General features: G+C 28.0%; 26 protein-coding genes and 1 tRNA gene. 18 read left to right on the forward strand and 9 right to left on the reverse strand.

What is annotated here, in order from left to right; translation table 11 throughout:
- Position 1 precedes the first annotated feature (1 nt).
- On the forward strand, positions 2 to 289 hold the full coding sequence (locus L8V79_RS04030) for a YggT family protein (protein ID WP_263676784.1): 288 nt from the start codon (positions 2 to 4) through the stop codon (positions 287 to 289).
- Positions 290 to 1,927: a lytic transglycosylase domain-containing protein gene (locus tag L8V79_RS04035; protein ID WP_263702586.1), complete on the forward strand. Its 1,638-nt coding sequence runs from the start codon at positions 290 to 292 to the stop codon at positions 1,925 to 1,927.
- Here the strand turns inward: L8V79_RS04035 and L8V79_RS04040 are convergent.
- Entirely contained in the window at positions 1,815 to 2,309 is a 495-nt protein-coding gene (locus L8V79_RS04040; RefSeq protein WP_143297039.1) for a hypothetical protein, read from the reverse strand. The two genes, L8V79_RS04035 and L8V79_RS04040, sit on opposite strands and share 113 nt — an antisense overlap.
- Positions 2,310 to 2,395: 86 nt before the next feature.
- Here L8V79_RS04040 and mobB point away from each other — a divergent pair, with 86 nt between their 5' ends.
- From mobB to L8V79_RS04070, 6 genes are all read left to right on the forward strand, one after another.
- Positions 2,396 to 2,875 (forward strand): molybdopterin-guanine dinucleotide biosynthesis protein B, encoded by a 480-nt coding sequence (gene mobB, locus L8V79_RS04045; RefSeq protein WP_257938731.1) that lies wholly within the window; start codon positions 2,396 to 2,398, stop codon positions 2,873 to 2,875.
- A 9-nt stretch (positions 2,876 to 2,884) separates the two neighbouring features.
- Entirely contained in the window at positions 2,885 to 3,733 is an 849-nt protein-coding gene (locus L8V79_RS04050; protein ID WP_263702587.1) for a class 1 fructose-bisphosphatase, read from the forward strand.
- Positions 3,733 to 3,927: a hypothetical protein gene (locus tag L8V79_RS04055; RefSeq protein ID WP_263702588.1), complete on the forward strand. Its 195-nt coding sequence runs from the start codon at positions 3,733 to 3,735 to the stop codon at positions 3,925 to 3,927. The genes L8V79_RS04050 and L8V79_RS04055 overlap by 1 nt, the downstream gene beginning before the upstream one ends.
- 13 nt (positions 3,928 to 3,940) lie before the next feature.
- Positions 3,941 to 5,827, forward strand: a complete 1,887-nt coding sequence (gene metG / locus L8V79_RS04060) for a methionine--tRNA ligase (protein WP_263702589.1) — start codon at positions 3,941 to 3,943, stop codon at positions 5,825 to 5,827.
- Positions 5,828 to 6,769: a hypothetical protein gene (locus L8V79_RS04065; RefSeq protein WP_263679386.1), complete on the forward strand. Its 942-nt coding sequence runs from the start codon at positions 5,828 to 5,830 to the stop codon at positions 6,767 to 6,769. It abuts the gene before it with no gap.
- A 61-nt stretch (positions 6,770 to 6,830) separates the two neighbouring features.
- On the forward strand, positions 6,831 to 7,574 hold the full coding sequence (locus tag L8V79_RS04070; RefSeq protein WP_263702590.1) for a substrate-binding domain-containing protein: 744 nt from the start codon (positions 6,831 to 6,833) through the stop codon (positions 7,572 to 7,574).
- Between the two features lie 39 nt (positions 7,575 to 7,613).
- Here L8V79_RS04070 and L8V79_RS04075 read toward each other — a convergent pair whose 3' ends face one another.
- Both L8V79_RS04075 and queC read right to left on the reverse strand, forming a co-directional pair.
- A complete protein-coding gene (locus tag L8V79_RS04075) occupies positions 7,614 to 8,186 on the reverse strand; it encodes a YceI family protein (RefSeq protein ID WP_263663344.1) in 573 nt (190 codons plus the stop codon).
- 62 nt (positions 8,187 to 8,248) lie between these two features.
- Positions 8,249 to 8,914, reverse strand: a complete 666-nt coding sequence (gene queC / locus L8V79_RS04080; RefSeq protein WP_263679388.1) for a 7-cyano-7-deazaguanine synthase QueC — start codon at positions 8,912 to 8,914, stop codon at positions 8,249 to 8,251.
- Positions 8,915 to 8,966: 52 nt separating this feature from the next.
- Between queC and ybeY the strand changes: the two genes are divergently transcribed.
- Positions 8,967 to 9,386, forward strand: a complete 420-nt coding sequence (ybeY, locus tag L8V79_RS04085) for an rRNA maturation RNase YbeY (protein WP_263702591.1) — start codon at positions 8,967 to 8,969, stop codon at positions 9,384 to 9,386.
- Positions 9,383 to 10,351, forward strand: a complete 969-nt coding sequence (locus tag L8V79_RS04090; protein ID WP_263702592.1) for a DUF3298 and DUF4163 domain-containing protein — start codon at positions 9,383 to 9,385, stop codon at positions 10,349 to 10,351. The genes ybeY and L8V79_RS04090 overlap by 4 nt, the downstream gene beginning before the upstream one ends.
- A 4-nt stretch (positions 10,352 to 10,355) precedes the next feature.
- Here L8V79_RS04090 and L8V79_RS04095 read toward each other — a convergent pair whose 3' ends face one another.
- Positions 10,356 to 10,766: a PepSY-like domain-containing protein gene (locus tag L8V79_RS04095; RefSeq protein ID WP_263663340.1), complete on the reverse strand. Its 411-nt coding sequence runs from the start codon at positions 10,764 to 10,766 to the stop codon at positions 10,356 to 10,358.
- 114 nt (positions 10,767 to 10,880) lie between these two features.
- On the opposite strand from L8V79_RS04095, the gene L8V79_RS04100 reads away from it, so the two are divergent.
- On the forward strand, positions 10,881 to 11,411 hold the full coding sequence (locus L8V79_RS04100) for a rhomboid family intramembrane serine protease (protein WP_263702594.1): 531 nt from the start codon (positions 10,881 to 10,883) through the stop codon (positions 11,409 to 11,411).
- Positions 11,408 to 11,899 carry a phosphohistidine phosphatase gene (locus L8V79_RS04105; RefSeq protein ID WP_039618241.1) on the forward strand — a complete coding sequence of 164 codons (492 nt, stop codon included), beginning with the start codon at positions 11,408 to 11,410 and terminating at the stop codon, positions 11,897 to 11,899. Before L8V79_RS04100 ends, L8V79_RS04105 begins: the two co-directional genes overlap by 4 nt.
- A 421-nt stretch (positions 11,900 to 12,320) precedes the next feature.
- Here the strand turns inward: L8V79_RS04105 and L8V79_RS04110 are convergent, their stop codons facing one another.
- Positions 12,321 to 12,521: a molybdenum cofactor biosynthesis protein gene (locus tag L8V79_RS04110; protein ID WP_263702596.1), complete on the reverse strand. Its 201-nt coding sequence runs from the start codon at positions 12,519 to 12,521 to the stop codon at positions 12,321 to 12,323.
- A 93-nt stretch (positions 12,522 to 12,614) separates the two neighbouring features.
- On the opposite strand from L8V79_RS04110, the gene L8V79_RS04115 reads away from it, so the two are divergent.
- Genes L8V79_RS04115 through L8V79_RS04125 form a run of 3 tightly spaced genes read left to right on the forward strand, consistent with a single transcriptional unit; the run spans position 12,615 to position 14,779 of the window.
- Positions 12,615 to 13,298, forward strand: coding sequence for an aspartate/glutamate racemase family protein (locus L8V79_RS04115; protein WP_263702597.1), 684 nt, complete (start codon positions 12,615 to 12,617; stop codon positions 13,296 to 13,298).
- Positions 13,298 to 14,365, forward strand: a complete 1,068-nt coding sequence (locus tag L8V79_RS04120; RefSeq protein ID WP_263702598.1) for a tyrosine-type recombinase/integrase — start codon at positions 13,298 to 13,300, stop codon at positions 14,363 to 14,365. The genes L8V79_RS04115 and L8V79_RS04120 overlap by 1 nt, the downstream gene beginning before the upstream one ends.
- 45 nt (positions 14,366 to 14,410) lie before the next feature.
- A complete protein-coding gene (locus L8V79_RS04125) occupies positions 14,411 to 14,779 on the forward strand; it encodes a hypothetical protein (protein ID WP_039618247.1) in 369 nt (122 codons plus the stop codon).
- Between the two features lie 2 nt (positions 14,780 to 14,781).
- Here the strand turns inward: L8V79_RS04125 and L8V79_RS04130 are convergent, their stop codons facing one another.
- Both L8V79_RS04130 and L8V79_RS04135 read right to left on the reverse strand, forming a co-directional pair.
- Positions 14,782 to 14,910, reverse strand: coding sequence for a hypothetical protein (locus tag L8V79_RS04130; RefSeq protein ID WP_257938740.1), 129 nt, complete (start codon positions 14,908 to 14,910; stop codon positions 14,782 to 14,784).
- A gap of 48 nt (positions 14,911 to 14,958) precedes the next feature.
- Entirely contained in the window at positions 14,959 to 15,132 is a 174-nt protein-coding gene (locus L8V79_RS04135; protein WP_263702599.1) for a hypothetical protein, read from the reverse strand.
- An 84-nt stretch (positions 15,133 to 15,216) separates the two neighbouring features.
- Between L8V79_RS04135 and murA the strand changes: the two genes are divergently transcribed.
- The gene (gene murA, locus L8V79_RS04140) at positions 15,217 to 16,473 is read left to right on the forward strand and encodes a UDP-N-acetylglucosamine 1-carboxyvinyltransferase (RefSeq protein WP_047208267.1); all 1,257 of its coding nucleotides are present in this window, start codon (positions 15,217 to 15,219) and stop codon (positions 16,471 to 16,473) included.
- Positions 16,470 to 17,630 (forward strand): molybdopterin molybdotransferase MoeA, encoded by a 1,161-nt coding sequence (locus L8V79_RS04145; protein WP_263671947.1) that lies wholly within the window; start codon positions 16,470 to 16,472, stop codon positions 17,628 to 17,630. Before murA ends, L8V79_RS04145 begins: the two co-directional genes overlap by 4 nt.
- A 30-nt stretch (positions 17,631 to 17,660) precedes the next feature.
- On the opposite strand, the gene L8V79_RS04150 is transcribed toward L8V79_RS04145, so the two are convergent.
- A complete protein-coding gene (locus L8V79_RS04150) occupies positions 17,661 to 17,957 on the reverse strand; it encodes an invasion antigen C (protein ID WP_039668370.1) in 297 nt (98 codons plus the stop codon).
- A gap of 109 nt (positions 17,958 to 18,066) precedes the next feature.
- On the opposite strand from L8V79_RS04150, the gene L8V79_RS04155 reads away from it, so the two are divergent.
- Positions 18,067 to 18,141, forward strand: a tRNA-Gly gene (locus L8V79_RS04155).
- Between the two features lie 4 nt (positions 18,142 to 18,145).
- On the opposite strand, the gene L8V79_RS04160 is transcribed toward L8V79_RS04155, so the two are convergent.
- Positions 18,146 to 19,453, reverse strand: a complete 1,308-nt coding sequence (locus tag L8V79_RS04160) for a Cj0814 family flagellar-dependent secreted protein (RefSeq protein ID WP_263671948.1) — start codon at positions 19,451 to 19,453, stop codon at positions 18,146 to 18,148.
- Between the last annotated feature and the right edge of the window lie 23 nt (positions 19,454 to 19,476).

The following is a 19,476-nucleotide window of genomic DNA, read 5'->3' on the forward strand; positions in this document are numbered from 1 at the left end:
AATGGGAGTTGGAACAAGTTTGATTGTGTCTTTGGTGCAAATTTTTTCTTTAGTGATTGAAATTTATGTATGGATTGTAATTATTGCTGCTTTAATTTCTTGGGTAAGGCCTGATCCGTATAATCCTATAGTACAAATTTTATATCGTTTAACTAATCCTGCTTATGCTTTTGTAAGAAGATTTATCCCTACTACTATAGGAAGTATTGATTTAGCACCTTTGATTATTATTTTAGGGCTTAAATTTATACAAATATTTTTATCAAATTTAATTTTAGGAAGTTTATAAGTGTTGAAAAAAAGTGTGGTATTACTCTTAGCTGGAGTAGTTTTTGCAAATAGTGCTATGTATTCTTATAAAGAATTAGAGCAAAAACCAAATTCTTTAGCTAAGGATTATTATTTATATCGTTTATTAGAAAAAAATGAATTTAAAAAAGAAGAAGTTGAAGGTTTAAAAGAGCATATTTATCGTTATGCAGGGCGTATTAAAAATGCTATTGAAACGATCATTCCACCTTTGGGATATAATAAAGAATATGAAGTTTGTTATAAATTTAATGCGCAAAATATCTTAGATGCTAATGCTACTTGTCAGCTTATAAGATTAAACAGTTTAACTTTTATACAAGATCTTAATACTTCAACGCGTAATGAGATGAAAAAAATTATTCCACAGGATAACCCAAATTTAGTAAAGCTTTTAGAAGCTTTTAATGCTAAAGATCCTCTAAGTTATGCGGTTTTAAATTATGATAGTGCAAATTTTTATAAAATTTATGGCTTTTTAAAAGATAAAAAGGATTTTTTCTTAGAAAAAGATTTTGCTGATGAATTAGCAAAAGAAAAAGAATTTACAAATTTTGTAAAAGAAATCATCATTAAGAAAAAAAGTCCATTGATAAGAAAATCTTTGGTTAATGTAGATGCAAATTTAACTTTTCAAGATAATGCTTTTTACTTAGGTGTGAATGCTATTTTAGAAAATGATGATAAAAAAGCACTGGAATTTTTCCAAGTAGCAAAAGATACTTTTAAAAGTAAGCCTTTAGTAGATAATGCAAATTTTTGGATTTATTTAATCACTCAAGATAAAAAGTATCTTGATGAGCTTGCTCAAAGTGATTCTTTAAATATTTATAGTCTTTATGCAAGGGAGTTAAAGGGCTTGCCTTTGCCTAAAATAGAAGAATTAAGTCCAAAAAAACAAAAAAATGATTTTGATATGAAAGATCCTTTTGCTTGGCAAAAACTTGCAAAAGAAATTGCAAAAGGTACTCCTAATGAGCTAGAAAAGCTTGCAAAAGATTTTTATACTAAAGAAAATATCGCTATTTATGCTTATATTAAAGAAAGAGCTGAGGGTTTTAAAAAACATTATTTTATTATGCCTTATTTTGAGTATTTAAAAGATTATTCTACACAAAGAAAGGCTATGATTTTAGCTTTAGCTAGACAAGAAAGTCGTTTTATACCAACAGCAATTTCAACTTCTTATGCTTTGGGTATTATGCAATTTATTCCATTTTTGGCTAATCATATAGGCAATAAAGAGTTACAAATTCCAAATTTTGACCAAGATATGCTTTTTGATCCAAAAACAGCTTATACTTTTGCAAATCATCATTTGGATTATTTAGAATCTAAACTTAATTCTCCAGTATTTGTGGCTTATGCTTATAATGGAGGTATAGGATTTACCACTAGAATGCTCAAAAGAGAAGATATGTTTAGAGCAGGAAAGTATGAGCCATTTTTATCTATGGAGCTTGTTCCTTATGCAGAAAGTAGGGTGTATGCTAAAAAGGTTTTAGCTAATTATATTGTGTATTTGCATCTTCTGAACGATAATACACCGATTTCGAAATTTTTTGAAACTTTAACTCAAAACACTGATTCTCAAAACACAAATCAAGTTTCAAAATAGGTTTTTGTATTAACTCATCAAGGGTGATTTTGTAATAACTTGCATAATCACTTTTGATGATATACTTAAACAATTCATCATTTTGATCTAAGGTTTTTAAGTTAGTTTTTTCTCCATCTATGAGTATTGAAATTTGTTCTTGTTTGATATTGATATTTGGTAAAAAACTAAGCACAAAAACTTCTTGTTGACTTTTTTCATCTAATACAGGATTTAGATAACTTAACAAAGCAACTACTCTATTATCTTTATAATTAAAATTGATTTTTTGTGCATACATAAGAGTTTGGCTTTTTAAATCGATTTCACTTTGTTTTTGGGTTTTGTTTGAACATGCAGTAAAAATAAGTGTTAAAAAAATAATCATATAAATTTTTTTCATATTTTATTCCTAATTTTTTTATAATTATAAGCTTTTAACTTTTAAAAAGATATAATTTTGTTTATTTTCTTTGATTTAAGGAAGTTATGAAAAGATTAGCAATGGCTTTTAGCGGGCCTTCCAATTCAGGTAAAACAACTTTAATAACTCAAGTTGCTAAGTATTTTATGGAGCAAAATTATAAAGTATGTATTATAAAACATGATCCAAAAGATAAAGCAAGTTTTGATATAGCAAAAAAAGATAGTTTTAAATTTTTTCAAAGCGGTGCTGATGTAATGGTTTTAAGTCCTACGAGGACAACTTTATTTACACATTCTCCAAGCACTTTAGATGAAGCTATTTCTAAACTAGGGGATTTTGATTTTTTATTTATAGAGGGCTTAAAAACCTTAGATATGCCAAGAATTAGTGTTTTTTGCAAAGAAGTAGATGAGAGCTATTTTGCTTATTCTAAGGCTATTGCAAGTTATGAGAAAATCGAAAATGAAAATTTAACTTGGCTTTATTTGGATGATTTAGAAAGTATTTGTGATTTTATATTAAAAAATTCAAAAAAAGTATAGGGGTAAAATATGCAAGAATTAATTAACGATATACAAAAAGCAGTGATTGAAATTTCAAAAGAACTTAGATATTTAAAAGATTTCGATTATACTACTTCTCAAAATGCAACCGGAGATAATCAATTAAAACTTGATGTAAAAAGCGATGAGATTATCACTAGAATTTTAAAGCAAAGCAAAGGTATAAAAAGCTTAATTAGCGAGGAAAAGCAAGAACAATTATTAATCAATGAAAATGAAAAATACATTGTTGCTTATGATCCTTTAGATGGCTCATCTTTGGTAGATGTAAATTTTGCTATAGGTTCTATTTTTGCTATTTATGAGCAAGAAGCTAGTGTAAAAAATCTAAAAGCAGCAGTTTATGCTATTTATGGTGTGCGCTTAGAGCTTATAGTATGCATAGATACTCCTAAGCTTTATAGGTTAAATGAAAATGATGAATTTATTTTTGTTAAGGATTTAAAATTAAACGAAAAAGGCAAATTAAATGCAAGTGGTGGGACACAAAAAAATTGGTCAAATACTCATAGAGCTTTTATAAAAGCTTTATTTGATGAAGGATATCGCTTAAGATATTCAGGTGCTATGGTGAGTGATTTACACCAAATTTTACTCAAAGGTGGAGGATTATTTTCATATCCCGCAACAAGCGATGCACCAAATGGAAAATTAAGAGCATATTTTGAGGTATTTCCTTTTGCTTTTATTTTTGAAAAAGCAGGAGGGCTTTCTACTAATGGAGAAAATAACTCTTTACTTGATTTAGAATTTGAAAAAATCCATGCAAGTACACCATGCTTTTTGGGCTCAAAATATGAAATTGAAAAACTAAAACAAGCTTATAAAGGGCTTTAATGACTGAAGTTAAAGATGAATTTGAACTAGCTTTAGAAGTTAAAAAAAACGAACTTCAAGCTTGTCAAAATGATAAAAACTTAAAATCTTGTTTACCTTGCTCTATGATTTTTGAGTGCTCTTTAAGAAAAGAGTATATTGATGCAGTTTATAAGAGTATGTCTAAAGGTAAAGAAGGTGGATTTGATTTTTAATTAAAGGTTTAAAATGCGTTATATTACTACTCCGATATATTATGTAAATGATGTGGCACACATTGGTCATGCTTACACTACGATTATAGCAGATACTTTGGCTAGATTTTATCGCTTGCAAGGAGAAAAAACATTCTTTTTAACAGGTACAGATGAACATGGCCAAAAGATAGAGCAAGCTGCTAGTGCTAGAAATTTTACCCCTAAAGAATATGCAGATGAAATTAGTGCTAAATTTAAAAAACTTTGGGATGAGTTTGAGATTTCTTATGATTATTTCATTAGAACTACAGATGAAAATCACAAATTAAGCGTACAAAAAGCATTTAAAAAAATGTTTGATAAAGGTGATATTTATAAAGGAACTTATGAAGGCTTTTATTGTGTTTCTTGTGAGAGCTATTTTACCCAAACTCAGCTTGTAAATGAGTGTCATTGTCCAGATTGTGGTAAAAAAACACAGCTTTTAAAAGAAGAAAGTTATTTTTTCAAGCTTTCTAAATATCAAGATCAAATTCTTAAATGGTATAAAGAAAAAGAGCCGATTTTACCTAAAAATAAGGCCAATGAATTAATCCACTTTGTAGAAGGTGGTTTAAAAGATCTTTCTATTACAAGAACGAGTTTTGAATGGGGTATAAAGCTTCCAAAAGAACTAAATGATGAAAAACATGTGGTATATGTTTGGCTTGATGCTTTGATGAATTATGTGAGTGCTTTGGGTTATGGACTTGATGATAAAAATATGGATCTATGGCCTGCTCATATTCATTTTGTAGGTAAAGATATCTTGCGTTTTCATGCGGTGTATTGGCCTGCGTTTTTGATGAGTTTAGAACTCCCTTTGCCTAAATTTGTAGCAGCGCATGGCTGGTGGACTAAAGATGGTGAAAAAATGAGCAAATCTAAAGGCAATGTAGTAGCACCTAAAGAAGTAGCAGATACTTTTGGTTTAGAAGCTTTTAGATATTTTTTACTCAGAGAAGTTCCTTTTGGCAATGATGGGGATTTTTCACAAAAAGCATTAATCACTAGAATCAATGCAGAATTAAGCAATGAGCTTGGAAATTTATTAAACAGAATTATCGGTATGAGTGCTAAGTATTCTCAAAATATTATTGATTGTAAAGATGTGAATTTGTATTTTAATCAAGAATTAAATGAATGTAAAGAGTATTTAGATAATGCAATCAATGCTTTAGAAAATATCCAGCCAAATCGCTATTTAGAAGAGCTTTTTAAGGCTTTATCTTTAGCAAATTTAAGTATTAGTAGGTATGAGCCTTGGAATTTAATTAAAAATGATCAAATGCAAAAAGCTAATGCCTTAGTAGCTTTATGTGCTAATATTTTAACAAAAGTTACTATTTTACTTTCAGCTGCTATGCCAAAAACAGCTTTAAAAATCGCCAAAGCTTTAAATTTTGAAATTTCAAACGAAAACTATCAAAAACTAATTTTAAATAATCAATTATGCGATTTAAAATCAAGTGCATGTGAAGCTTTATTTCCAAAAGTTGAATTAACCCAAGAAAACAAAAAAGAAGAAAAAGTAGAAGAGAAGCCAAGTTTAGCTCAAATTAAAATTGATGATTTTAAAAAAATTGAAATTAAAGTAGCACTAGTAAAAGATTGTCAAAATATAGAAGGCAGTGAAAAGCTTTTAAAATTTCAACTTGAACTTGAAAATGGCGAACTAAGACAAGTGCTTTCGGGTATTGCTAAATTTTATAAAGCTAGTGAGTTAATAGGTAAGCAAGTTTGTGTCATTACCAATCTAAAAAAAGCTAAAATTTTTGGCCATGAAAGCCAAGGTATGATTTTAAGTGCAGAAAAAAATGGTAAATTAGTTTTAATTAGCCCACAAAGCTTTATCGAAAATGGAGCTTTAATAGGCTAGATGAATATTTCTAATTTTATTGAGCTTATTAATGCTCAAGTTTTAAACTATGGAGCAACTTCTAGTGTTTATGATTTTAGTATAGATTTAAACAAAGTCAAACAAGCAAGTGTATTTTTTGCTAAGAATAATGAACAAGCTAGTTTTGCTATAAAACTTGGAGCTTATGTTATAGTAAGCGAGGAGAAATTAAATCTTGAAGATAAAGATGTGTTTTATCTTCAAGTTGATGATCTTGAAGAAGCTATTTTTAGGCTTTTTAGATTTTTATGTGAAGAAAAATCTTATGAATTTATATATTGCAATCATGTAGAATTAAAATTTGCAAAAGCCTTTAATTTTAAAGTCTTAAATTCAAATATTTTATTAGATTTTGATCTTTTAAAAAATTCTAAAGAAAAAACTTTCTTTTGTTCTGATGATGAAAAATTTATTTTAAAATTAAAATCAAATTTTCATACCTTAAAAGCTTGTAAATATGAAATTTTAGGCTCAAAATCTTTATTTCAAACGAGCTTACTTTGTAAAAATTTGTATTTTAAAGATTTAAAATTTGCATTTTTTTATGCAGATATTTTTGCTAGTTTTATTGAATTTATAGAAAGTCAAAAATTACCCTTTAGTTTTAATGATAAAAAATTAGAACTTTTTAAAGCCTATTTTTTAAACTCAAAAAATGAAATTTGTGTTTTTGGAGGTAGCTCTAGGGTGATTTTACTCGTGGAAAATGATGAGGATTTTGACTTTATAGCACAAAAACTTCAAGACACTAAGGGTTTTAAAACCGCATTAAAAAATTCTTTATTTTGTGATTTTTCTTATACAAATTTAAAAGAATTAAAAAATTTTCTTGACTTTAGATATTGCTTGATAAAAGAAAACATAGAAGACTTTTTAGAATGTTTTTTTGTCTATGAAAAAAATATTAATTTATTTGATTAAAAAAATATATACTTTAAAAAGCTATATTTCTAATTTTATTTTATTAATTTAAAGGAAAAATATGAAAAAATTTTTATTTTTAAGTTTATTTGCTGCAGCTGCATTGAATGCTGAAATTTTAGTTTATGGCCCAGGCGGTCCAGCTCCTGTTTTAAAAGAACTTGCTAAACAATTTGAGGCAAAAAGCGGAGAAAAAGTTATCGTTAATGCAGGGCCAACACCTAAATGGATCAAACAAGCCAAAATGGATGCTGATATCATTTATTCTGGTAACACATCTATGATGGATGGATTTGTTAAAGCTATGTCAAAACAAATCAAAATACAAGATGTTCAGGTTTTAAATGCTAGAGGATCAGGTATGATAGTAAGAGCTAATAACCCTAAAAAAATTAAAAAATTTGAAGACCTTTTAAAAGATGGTGTTAATGTTATGGTAGTTGATGGAGCAGGGCAGGTTGGCTTGTATGAAGATATGGCTTTAAAAACAGGAAAAATCGAAAACCTAGAAAAACTTAGAAAAAACATCAAAGTGTATGCTAAGAATTCAAAAGCAGCAGTTGATGAGTGGAAAAATAATCCAAATATCGATGCTTTAATTATTTGGACACATTGGATTAAAGCAGTTGGTGAGAAAGAAAATAAATTTATAAAAGCAGATAAAAACTCAATTATTTATAGAGCTGCTGAAATAGTACCAACACAAAAAGGTTTAAAAAATCCAAAAGTAACTGAATTTATAGAATTTACACAAAGCAAAGAAGCGCAAAAAGTATGGGAAAAAGAAGGTTGGTTAGCTAAATAAATTAAAAGCATTTTACTTTAATGTAAAATGCTTTTTAAATTATTTTTCGTTAATTTCTGCTTCTATATTTATTTGCACTTCATCGCTAAGTGTCAAGCTAGAGGTATCTGGAGCAAATTTAAAATCACTTCTTTTAATTTGTCCTTGTAAAGTAAATCCCGCCTTTTCTTTACCACTATCTGTTTTAATAACCCCACCAATTTCAGTATCTAAAACAATATCTTTACTTACACCAGCAATATTTAAAGAGCCATACATCTTACCTTTTTCATTAGAAATTTTTTCATATTTGCTCATAGTAAAAGTGATGTTTGGGTGAGTTTTTGCTTTGAAAAAATCATCTTGTTGTAAATGGGCATCTCTTGCTTTATTTTCAGTATTTATAGAAGCAACTTTTACATTTGCTTGAAGTTTATTAAATTCAAATTTAGTACTATCAAAATCAACCACTGCATCATAGTCTTTAAAATTTCCATTTACATTACTAATTTGTAAATGCTTGATTTTAAAAGCTACATTTGTATGAGCTTTATCTAGAATAAATTCTTTACTTAAAGCATTGCTTGCTAAAATTGAAGCAGCTAAAAATGAACCAAGTAGTATTTTTTTCATTAATTCTCCTTTTTTAATTTGTAAAATCTATTATACAAACAAAAATAAAATGAAAGTAAATTTTAAATGTACTCTATAAAATCTTTCATATGGGCTTCTTTAAAACCTTTTAATCTTAATAAACAACTATCACATTTACCACAAGCTTTATCTTCTCTTTCATAGCAAGACCAAGTGTATTCTAAGGCTACCTTTTCTTTTAAGGCTAATTCAACTATTTGTCCTTTGCTTAGATGAACTAATGGGGTTTTAATTGTAACATTACAAGTTTTTGTTGTGCCTTCATTGATAAACTCACTTGCTTTTTGTATGAAATTTGCACTACAATCAGGATAACCACTGCTATCTTCTTGCACTACTCCTATGAAAATACTTTCGCATTTTTCTTTTTCAGCTATGGCTCCTGCAATAGATAAAAAAATGCCATTTCTAAAAGGAACATAAGTATTTGGAACTTCTTTTTCGTGTAGCTTTTCTTTAGGAATTTCTAAATTTAAATCCGTTAAAGAATTACCACCAATATTTGCTATAAATGAAACATCTAAAATATATTTTGTTTTTATATTAAGTTTTTCACAAATTTTATTAAAACATTCTCTTTCTTTAAGCATGGTGCGTTGATTGTAATCAAAATGCAAAGCAATGATTTCATATCCTTCTTTTTTGGCTAAATATGCACATAAAGTACTATCCATACCACCACTTATAATACAAAGAGCTTTTTTCATACTTTTCCTTAATTTTGATATAATTTGAAATTATAAAATCAAAAGGATAATAATGATTTTTTGCGAAGAAGAAATGGATATTTCTTTTCTTGAAAAAATTGCTCAAAAAATGAGTGATCAAAATATAGAACTTGTTTTAGTAGATGAAAAAACCATGCATGAAATTAATCTTAACCAAAGAGGAGTAGATAAAACTACAGATGTTTTGTCTTTTCCTTTAGTGCAAAATTGTGAAAATTTGCTTGGCAGTATTGTGATAAATTTAGATGAAGTAAGTAAAAAAGCAATGGAATATAAACACAGCAACGAAGAAGAGATGGCATTGCTTTTTATACATGCTATGCTTCATTTGCAAGGTTATGATCATGAGGTAGATCAAGGACAAATGAGACAAAAAGAACAAGAATGGATTGAGTATTTTAAACTACCAAAAAGTTTAATTATAAGAACACAAGAAGAGGGGATTGAATGATTAAAAAAATAATATTAAATTTAGGTTTATGTGTGAGTTTATATGCATATAATGAAAATACATTTACATTAAATATTTTAAAAGGAAAGGAATTTGATATTCACTTATATAGTTCCATTAAAAGTAACACTAGTTATGGTTTTGTCCAAACAAAACAAAAACAATACAGTTTTTGGGGTAGTGCTAAGAATGATGAGTATTATATAGATATAGCAGATTTTGGAACTTGCGTTTTAAAAGATATGCATAAAAATAAATTTGATGCTTTATGTAAAATAGATGAAGTAAAAAAAGAATTTAGTTTTTTAGCCAGCAAGACAAATACGATGATTAATCAGCTATCACTTAAAGAACAAAAACAACTAGATGCTAATAAAACTATAGAATTTGACTTTAGTGAGGATATTTTAAAATTAACAAGTAAAAATGAAAAATTAAATAAAATTATTGATGACTTTAATGAGAATTTAGATAAAAATTCATTAAAACAAAAAGCAAAAGAAAGCTTCGAAAAATGGAGTAAAGAAAACATTTCTAATAATGAGTTTTTTTCTCAAGCTTATATGTTTTACCAAGATGAGCATATTATCTCTTTAGGAAAAAATATTTATGAATATAAAGGTGGCGCTCATGGTATGACTAATTTTTTAAGAAAAACTTATAGTATTGATGATATGAAACTTATAAATATAAAAAATGAGTTAAAAATAGAAAGTGAAGATTTTCAGAATATGATTAAGCAAAAGATTTTAAGTTTATACAGTGAAAATGAATTATTTGATATTAAAGAACTTAAAATGAGTGAAATTTTTGAAGTAAGAAAAGATGGATTAAATTTTATATGGGAACCTTATGAGATAGCTCCGTATTCAACAGGAGCAGTTGAAGTTTTTATAAGTTTTGATGAATTAAAACCTTTTTGGAAGAAAAATTCAAAACTTGCTTATTTGAGTAAAATCAAATAAGCATTTAATCATCAAATTTTTGTCTTAAAATTGTTCCATTATCGTCTATGTAAAGCTTCATTTGATTGTTTAGTTTGATTTTATAATAAGAAATTTTTCTTTCTATTTCTATGATTGCTGTATTAGGGTAGATATTTTTGATGGTATTTTGTATTGTTAAAGGTAAAATCGCATAATTTAACGAGCTAAAATTTTCAGCCTCTTTAAATTCTCCATTAAGTGAAAACTCAATCTCGCTTCCATCGCTTAAATAAATCTCATAAGAATAACCATCTTGTTCTACTAGGCCTATTTCTGCATTAAAATAATCTTTGATAAATTGTTTGATATTTACCGGTAAAGAATCAGGTGCTATAACTATACCTGCATTAAGGGTATTTAGAGTGATCAAAAAAGCAAAAGCTAGTTTTTTCATTTTTAACCTTATTTTATTTTTTGACGATATTGTATCTTATTAGTGTGAATTTTATGTGTAAGCTAGAATTTAAATAGCTTTTTGTTATAATTATTAAAAATACAAAGTAGGGTAATGATAGCTTCTTTTTTAATCGCTTTAAATATTGTGATATTTGTCTTTGTGAATTATCTTTATTTTGGATCTTTAAATTTAGATGCTATTTTAGGTTTAAATTTATTTTTCTTTCAAGGATTTTACTGGCAAATTCTAAGCTCAATGTTTATGCATGGAAATTGGCCTCATTTGATTTTAAATATGATAGTGCTTTTTCAATTTGGCTCTATGCTGGAAAAATACTTAAAAAGCTTTAAATTTGCTTTGCTTTACTTAATTGGCGGAATTCTTTGCTCTTTGCTTAGTGTTTTTTATGTGTATTTAAGCTTTGATGGCAGTTTTGTAAACATAGTGGGTGCAAGTGGTGCTATATGTGTTTTAATGGGATATTATGCATATTTGGATAAAACTGCCACTAAAGGACTTATCGTAGCTATATTACTAATGAGTTTTGTACCTATTTTTATGGGTGTAAATATAGCTTGGTATGCACATATTTTTGGCTTTATATGTGGATATGTTTTGGGTAAATTTAAGGTTATAAGATGAAATATATCTATTTTATCCGTCATGCCAAGGCTCAAAAAGAAAACTGCGAACAAGATTTACAACGAGAGCTTAGTTCTAGTGGAAAAGATGATCTAAAGACTATGATTTATAGGATTAAAGATTTAGAATTTAAAGCTCAAAGCATTATTTCAAGTCCTGCTAGGCGTTGTATAAAAACAGCACAAAAACTTTGCAAAAGTTTTTCTTTAAAAGAAAAAGATATTAAGATAGAAAAAAACTTTTATGATGGTAATTTAGAAGATGTATTAAAATTTATAAAAGAATTAAAAGAGAGTAGGGTAGTGCTAATTATGCATAATCCTTTATTGCAAGAACTTTGTGAATATTTAGCTCATATAGACTTAGAAAACTTTCCAACTTCTGCTATTTTATGTATGCAATTTGATATAAAAGAATTTAAAGACATAAAAGAACACAGCGGAGAAGTTGTATTTTTTGATTATCCTAAAAGTCAAGAAAATAACTAATCTACATTTTTAAACTTCAATTTTATTTAAGCAAAAATACAAACTAAAATTTAGTTTAAATAAAAAATATACATCTTTAGTCTTTCATAGCTACATAAAATAACTTATAATATTTTTCAAAAAATTATACTTATTTTTTTATGGATAAGTTATGTTCACTCAAAAATTAAAATGCTTTAAAATACTATAATATAGATATTTTAAAATATATTTTACTTATGAAAGTGTAGATAAATATAAAAGTTTGAAAATTATAGTTTTCAATACAAAATATATATAATTTCAAGATTTTATTATTTATCATATAATTTTACATATATATTAAGTTTAAGTTAAAATATTTTTATAGACTAAAAAAGTTAAAATGATGAGTAAAAAAAGAAATTAATACAAAAGTTTAGCTTGTATGGAATTTTTGGTTTTATTTGGATTTTAGGATTAATCTTGAAAGTTGTTTTGCTAAAAGTTTAGCACTATTTTCATCTTTGCTAAGTTTTTTCATATTTTCTCTAAATTCATAAAGTCTTTTTTCTTGTGCAAAGTCATTATTTAAAGTATTATCTTGTTTTGAAATATTGTTTTGGTTTACTTGCTTTTGTATGGTTTTTTTCTTAAAAAACATGTCATCACCCTATTTTGTTTTTATAATTATAGCTTGATATTTTTTAAGTAAGATTTTTTTATAATTTTTATATTAATTTTAAAGGAAAAAAGTTTGAAAACCATAGGTTTAATAGGTGGAATGAGTTATGAAAGCACACTTAGCTATTATGAAATAATCAATAAATTAACAAATGAAAAATTAGGAAAATTACACAGTGCTAAGATAGTTTTAACTAGTGTTGATTTTGAAGAAATAGAAGAATGCCAACGTAAGAATGATTGGCAAAAAGCAAGTGAAATTTTAACCCAACATGCCCTACTTTTGCAAAAATGCAGAGTTGATTTTATATTAATTTGTACTAATACTATGCATAAATGTTATGAAAATATACAAAAAAATATTCAAATTCCTATCTTACATATAGCTAAAGCTATGCTTTTAGAGCTTCAAGAGCAAAATATCAATAAAGTATTATTGTTAGGGACAAAATACACTATGCAAGAAGATTTTTATAAACAACTTTTAATTAACTCAAAGATTGAAGTTTTTATTCCCAAAAATGATGATATTTTAAAGCTTAATGATATTATTTTCAATGAGCTTTGTAAAGGTGTTATAAATAAGGACTCAAAAAAATATTTAGATAATTTGATTGCTCAATTTCCACAAGTTCAAGGAGTTATTTTGGGTTGCACTGAACTTGGATTGATTGTAAAAGAAAGCTCTAAAAAACTATTTGATAGTGCTTATATCCATGCTAAAATGGCTACTTTGAAAGCCTTGGAGAATGAGTGATGAAATATCCTCTAGATTGTGAAGAAAATTTTGAAAAGTCATTTTTATTTTGGCTTTGTAGGTATGTGAAATTTAAGCTTAATTCTTTATCAAATAAGGAATTAAAAGACCCTCAAGTCTTGGCTGTAGTAAATTTAGCTCTAAGTAAGGGTGTTAAAAATATACAAGAGCTTGATGCTTATGTAAAAAAAGCAAGAAATGCAGGACTTAGCGGTGTAAATACGTATTTTAATCCTTTGAAAAAACTTTATGAATATTTGTTGTTTTACAAGCTTTATTCGCTAAAACAAATTGATGAAGAGCTTTTAGTGGAAATTTTAGCAAGTATTAGCGCTTCTTTATCTGATGCGAGTAAAAAAAATTATCGTATAGCTGTGATTAATTTTTTTGCATTTTTAGATAAACAAAACGAAGAAGATCAAAAAGCACATATTTTTGATATCAACCTTAAAAATTGGGCAGGTGTAAGTGGCTCTAAAGGAGTTAAACTGCCTGAGTATATGAGCGAAGATGAAGTGAGTAAATTTTTAGATGCTATTGATAATACAGATTTTAAAAGTAATACCATACGTAATCGTTTGATTATTAAAATCATCATTTTTACAGGAATTAGGGTTAGTGAGGCTATTAATATAAAATTAAAAGATATTAGCGAAGAAAATGATCTTTATATTATACGCATTAGAGCTAAAGGCAATAAATATCGCGTTGTGATGATTAAAAAAGAGCTTATAGAACATCTTTTAAAAGATGTAAGAGTAAATTATCTTTCTTGTGATGGACTTTTATTTGTCAATCGCAATGGTAAAGCCCTAACCCAAGCTTATATTTCGCGTATAGTAGAACAAATTTTATTTAAAGCAGGAATTCGCAAGCAAAAAAACGGAGCTCATATGTTAAGACACACTTTTGCTACCCTACTTTATAAAAAGCAAAAAGATTTAGTTTTAGTCCAAGAAGCACTAGGTCATGCAAGTTTAAATACTTCAAGAATTTACACACATTTTGATAATGAAAAGCTAAAATTAGCCGCAGAAGTAGCAAAAAAACTTCACGATAGAACTTAAATTTTTATAAAAAAATCCGATATATCCTTAAAGAAAGGATATATCATGCAAATAAATGATTATATTAGTAAAATTAATCCTTATGTTTTAAACACTCAAAAAGAAGAAAAAGAAAGCAAAGAAAATAAGAATTTTATAGAGTTTAAATTCACTCAAGGTATAAAAGAGCTTGAAAAAAGCGTTAAAGAAAGTCAAAATGGAGAAAAATCAGAAGATGAGTTAAGTAAACTTTATAAAGAACTTTCTAAAATACAAGCTAAAATAGCAGAATTAAATGCTAAATTACAATCAAGCCAAGATCCACAAAAAGCTCAAATGATCAATTCTCAAATTCAAAGTTTAAATTCGCAAATGCAAAGTATATATGCAAGGATAATGCAAATGCTAGATCAAGCTATGCAAAGTATGCAATGATTTTAATGCTTTCTAGCGTTTAAAAATACACTAAGAATAACCAAAGCAAAAAGATCAATCATGCCATAAATAGCCCTTAAAAATAAAAAACTCACAAAAGCAGCAGCCACAGGTTTTATACAAGCTATCATGCTAGCTAAAAGCCCCTATTGTATCTATAAACACAATCGCGCTCATAGCTAAAAGGAATTTAAAGAAAAATCATGTTTTGGGATATTTCCTTGTAATAATACAAAAAGCAAAAAAGAAGCAAATAAACTAGCTAAACCCATGATTAAAAACAAGCCATATTTTATTATGATAAGCTTAGTACTCAAAGAAAAATGCCACTTCAAGAGCTCAAAAAAGTCCAAATAACACCTTTAATCTTATTAATTTATATAATATTTGTAGTAAAATATTATTATATCATTATGTATATATTTTAAGGAAAATTAATGACTTATTTAGAGATTGATGGTGTTGAAAAGTTAAATGGAGAAGTGATAATAAGCGGTGCAAAAAACGCTGCGCTTCCTTTGATAGCTTCAAGTATTTTAGCTAAAAATGAAGTGCAAATTTCAAATTTACCAAATGTAGCAGATATTTGTACCCTACTTTCTTTGCTTGAAAACTTAGGAGCAAATTATACTTTTAAAGACAATTTTGCGAAAATAAATACAAAACATCTAAATAAAACCATAGCAAAATACGACATCGTGCGTAAAATGCGTGCTTCTATACTTACCTTAGGGCCTTTACTAGCTAGATTTGGAAATTGTGAAGTTTCTTTACCAGGAGGTTGTGCTATAGGCCAACGCCCTATTGATTTACACCTTTTAGCTTTAGAAAAAATGGGAGCTAATATTGAGATTAAACAAGGTTATGTAGTAGCTAGTGGAGGGCTTAAAGGTGCTGATGTGATGTTTGATAAAATCACTGTTACAGGTAGTGAAAATATCATCATGGCAGCAGCCCTAGCTCATGGTAAAACTAGACTTTTAAATGTCGCTAAAGAGCCTGAAGTGGTGCAACTTTGTGAGGTTTTAGCTAGAGCTGGGCTTGATATACAAGGCATAGGATCTTCTGAGCTTGAAATTTATGGCACAAGTGGAGAGCTTTTAGAATTTAAACCTTTTGAAATCATTCCTGATCGTATTGAAGCAGGAACTTATCTGTGTGCAGGAGCTATCACTAACTCAAAAATCACTCTAAAAAAAGTCAATGCAAGCCATCTTAGTGCAGTTTTGGCAAAGCTAGAGCAAATGGGTTTTAGCTTTGATATTAATGAAGATAGTATTAGTATAAATCCTGCTAAAGAAATCAAACCAGTTGAAATTTTAACTAGCGAATACCCAGGCTTTCCAACGGATATGCAAGCACAATTTATGGCTTTAGCTTTAAAAGCAAATGGCACAAGTATTATTGATGAGAGATTATTTGAAAATCGTTTTATGCATGTAAGTGAGCTTTTAAGAATGGGAGCTGATATAAGATTAAACGGGCATATTGCTACTATAAATGGCACTAAAGAGCTTTTGGGGGCTGATGTTATGGCTACTGATTTGCGTGCGTCTTCTGCTTTGATTTTAGCGGCTTTAGCAGCTAAAGGAACTAGTAAAATTCATAGAATTTATCATCTTGATAGAGGGTATGAAAATTTAGAAGAAAAATTTAAAAAACTAGGTGCAAGTATAAGAAGGCTTGAAGAATGAGAGATATTTTTGCAACTTTAGATTTTTTAAAAGAACAAATCAAAGCAAAAAATGAATTTCAAAGAGTAAATTTGACGCAAGCTTTGGGGTGTATTTTATATGAAGATGTTTTTGTGAAAAAAAACCTACCAGCTTTTGATAATTCAGCCCTAGATGGTTATGCATTAAATTATACACATAAGAATGAATTGCTAGAAATAAAAGGAAGCATTTTAGCAGGCGATAAAAATGATTATATTATAGAAAAAAATGAATGCTATAAAATCATGACAGGGGCTAAAATTCCTCAAAATGCAAATACCATTTTAATGTTTGAAGAAGCTTTGCTTGAAGATGAAAAGCTCAATGCTAAAAACGCTAAAGAAAACAATGCCATCCGTTTTAAAGGCGAGGAAGCAAAGCTTGGAGAGCTTTTGTTTAAAAAGGGACAAAAAATCACCTCAGGTATGATAGCTATGCTTGCTGCTCAAGGAATTTATGAGCTAAAAGTAGTTAAGAAAATGCGTATTGGGATTTTTTCAAGTGGAGATGAGCTTGTAGAGCCTTGGGAAAATGCTGATGAATACAGTATATATAATGCAAATGCTTTTGGAATTTATGCTATTTTGCAAGATTATGCTGATGTTGAATATTTAGGACTTATAAAAGATGATTTAAATGCATATAAAAAGCTTTTAGAAAATAAAGAATTTGATATGCTTATAAGCAGTGGTGGAGCTAGCGTGGGTGAGGCTGATTTTATCAAACAAGCTTTGCTTGAGTGTGATTTTAGCCCTATTTTTGAAAAAGTAAATGCTAAACTTTGCAAGCATGTAAAACTTTTTAGCAAAAGCGATATGCTTTTTCTAGCCCTACCAGGAAATCCTTTGGCCTCTTTAGTTTCAACACATATTTTTGCAAAAAATATACTCAATTTACTTTATGGTAAAGAACTTTTGGAATTTGATAAAGCAAGATTGACTAAAGATTTAAATTTCAAAGGCCAAAGAAATGATTTTGCTTTTGGAAAATTAGTCGATGGGTATTTTAAACCAAGTGAAGCTAAATTTGGCTCAGGTATGCTAAAACCTTTATGTGAAAACACGCATATTTTAATCACGCAAATAGATGACACAAAATTAGCAAAAGATCAAGAAATTAAAGTTTTAAAAATTTAATAGGGTATTACACTACCCTATTTTGAATGATTAACTTCTTGCTTTATCTAAGGTTTTAAAAAGATTATTTAAGATATTTTCTTCATTTTTTTGGTATTTACTTTGACGTAATTTCTCCCAAGCATATACGCTATAATCTTTAGAAATCGAACCTATATTTAAATCTGTATTACTAAAAGCATTGTTGCTATCTTTTTTATACTCTTTTTCTTCTTTATCTTTAAGTGCATTAAGTGTAGCTTGAAATTCATCTGAAGATGTGTTTTTTTCTTTGATTTTTGTCATATTATTTAGGGCTAACGGGCTATTTTTATCATTTACTTGCATGAGAACTCCTTTTTTAAAATTTAATAACTATAAGCAAAAAACATTCCTTAATTTTAAAAACTTGACAATAAAATAAAGTTTTGATAAAATCACACTCTACTTTCAAAATGCGGGAATAGCTCAGGGGTAGAGCACAACCTTGCCAAGGTTGGGGTCGCGAGTTCGAATCTCGTTTCCCGCTCCATTTTTTACACCCTAGTTTGACTCATGAGATTATTTAATCTATCCATTATAGAATTTGTATAAGAATTAATTGTGTTGCTTTGTGGTTTCCAACCATTAGCAAAATATTTTTTCATGTCGAAGTCTAATTGAGAATTTCCCATTGCTTCATTTTTTGAAATTCCATGTTCATAAAGATAAAGATGTATGTTTTGAAAACTTTCTTCAGCATAATACTTAAACAAAGATTGAAAATCGATTTTTTTTGTCATTATATCATCCAAGTGCATACTTGGGCTTCCAAAGCTTTCTTTTGCTCTAACTGCATTATGCATTTGTGCTTTTGGGTTTAAAGTGGTGTTCGGGCTATATAAAATACGCCCTTCTTGAGATTTTAAAAAACTCATAAATAAAGCTTCTTTAGGATAACTCCCATCTTCATTTTTCGGATAAACAGACATATCAGGCTTGAATTCATACTCACCGCCTTTATTGATGTTGTTTAAGTCTTTCATAGATAGTCCTAGAGTTTCGGGCTTGATACCTGTGATTAACCCCCAAGAATCATCATAAATATTATTTGCCTCATTAAATTGCTCTGATGTTTTATATACATTTGAAATTTTTACATCAGAATAATCTGCCAAGAATTTAATGCGTATATCATTATTTCTTATTGTGTCTGAATGTTGAAAGCCTATGCCATATCCATTATAAAACCCATCAATAGCATAACCTTTTGGCATAGAATTAATATCTGCTTCACTAAAGCTTATTTTATCATTTGGAAAATTTTGATCTAAAGCACTAGAAAAAATATTATAATATTGTCTTATAGTATCAGCCATATCTATGTTTGTATAGTAATTTGAAATGCCTAGATATTCTTTTTCGCCCGCAATAATAGGATTGTTTTCAGCTACTCTATACAACTCATCTAAAGTAGATTTATGTATCTTAAAATCTTCAGGTAATCCCGCTGCTTTGTTAAAATCACTACCCATATAGCCACTAGAATCAACACTATAACCATAAGCCATAGAAGCAGGATTATTAGCTTGTCTATATTTTAAAGCATAAATAGAATTTTTAAAATCGCTTGATATATGATAATTAGGAGAATCGCTTTTAATACTATTTTGATTTAATATTGTTTCATTGAGTGCTAATGTTTGAGTATTATTACTTTGAATTTCAATTAATTTACTAGCATTTTGTTTAACAAAAGTATTTGCAAAATTTGTTTTTGAACTTGTTTTATTTTCTTTATTTGCTTTTGTTTGTGAAATGATAGAACCATAAGAGGAATTATCATTTATACTAAATATACTCATTAGGCATTCCTTAAGGTTTAGAT

It is taken from the genome of Campylobacter sp. IFREMER_LSEM_CL2194, from assembly GCF_025771685.1.
Lineage (GTDB): Bacteria > Campylobacterota > Campylobacteria > Campylobacterales > Campylobacteraceae > Campylobacter_D.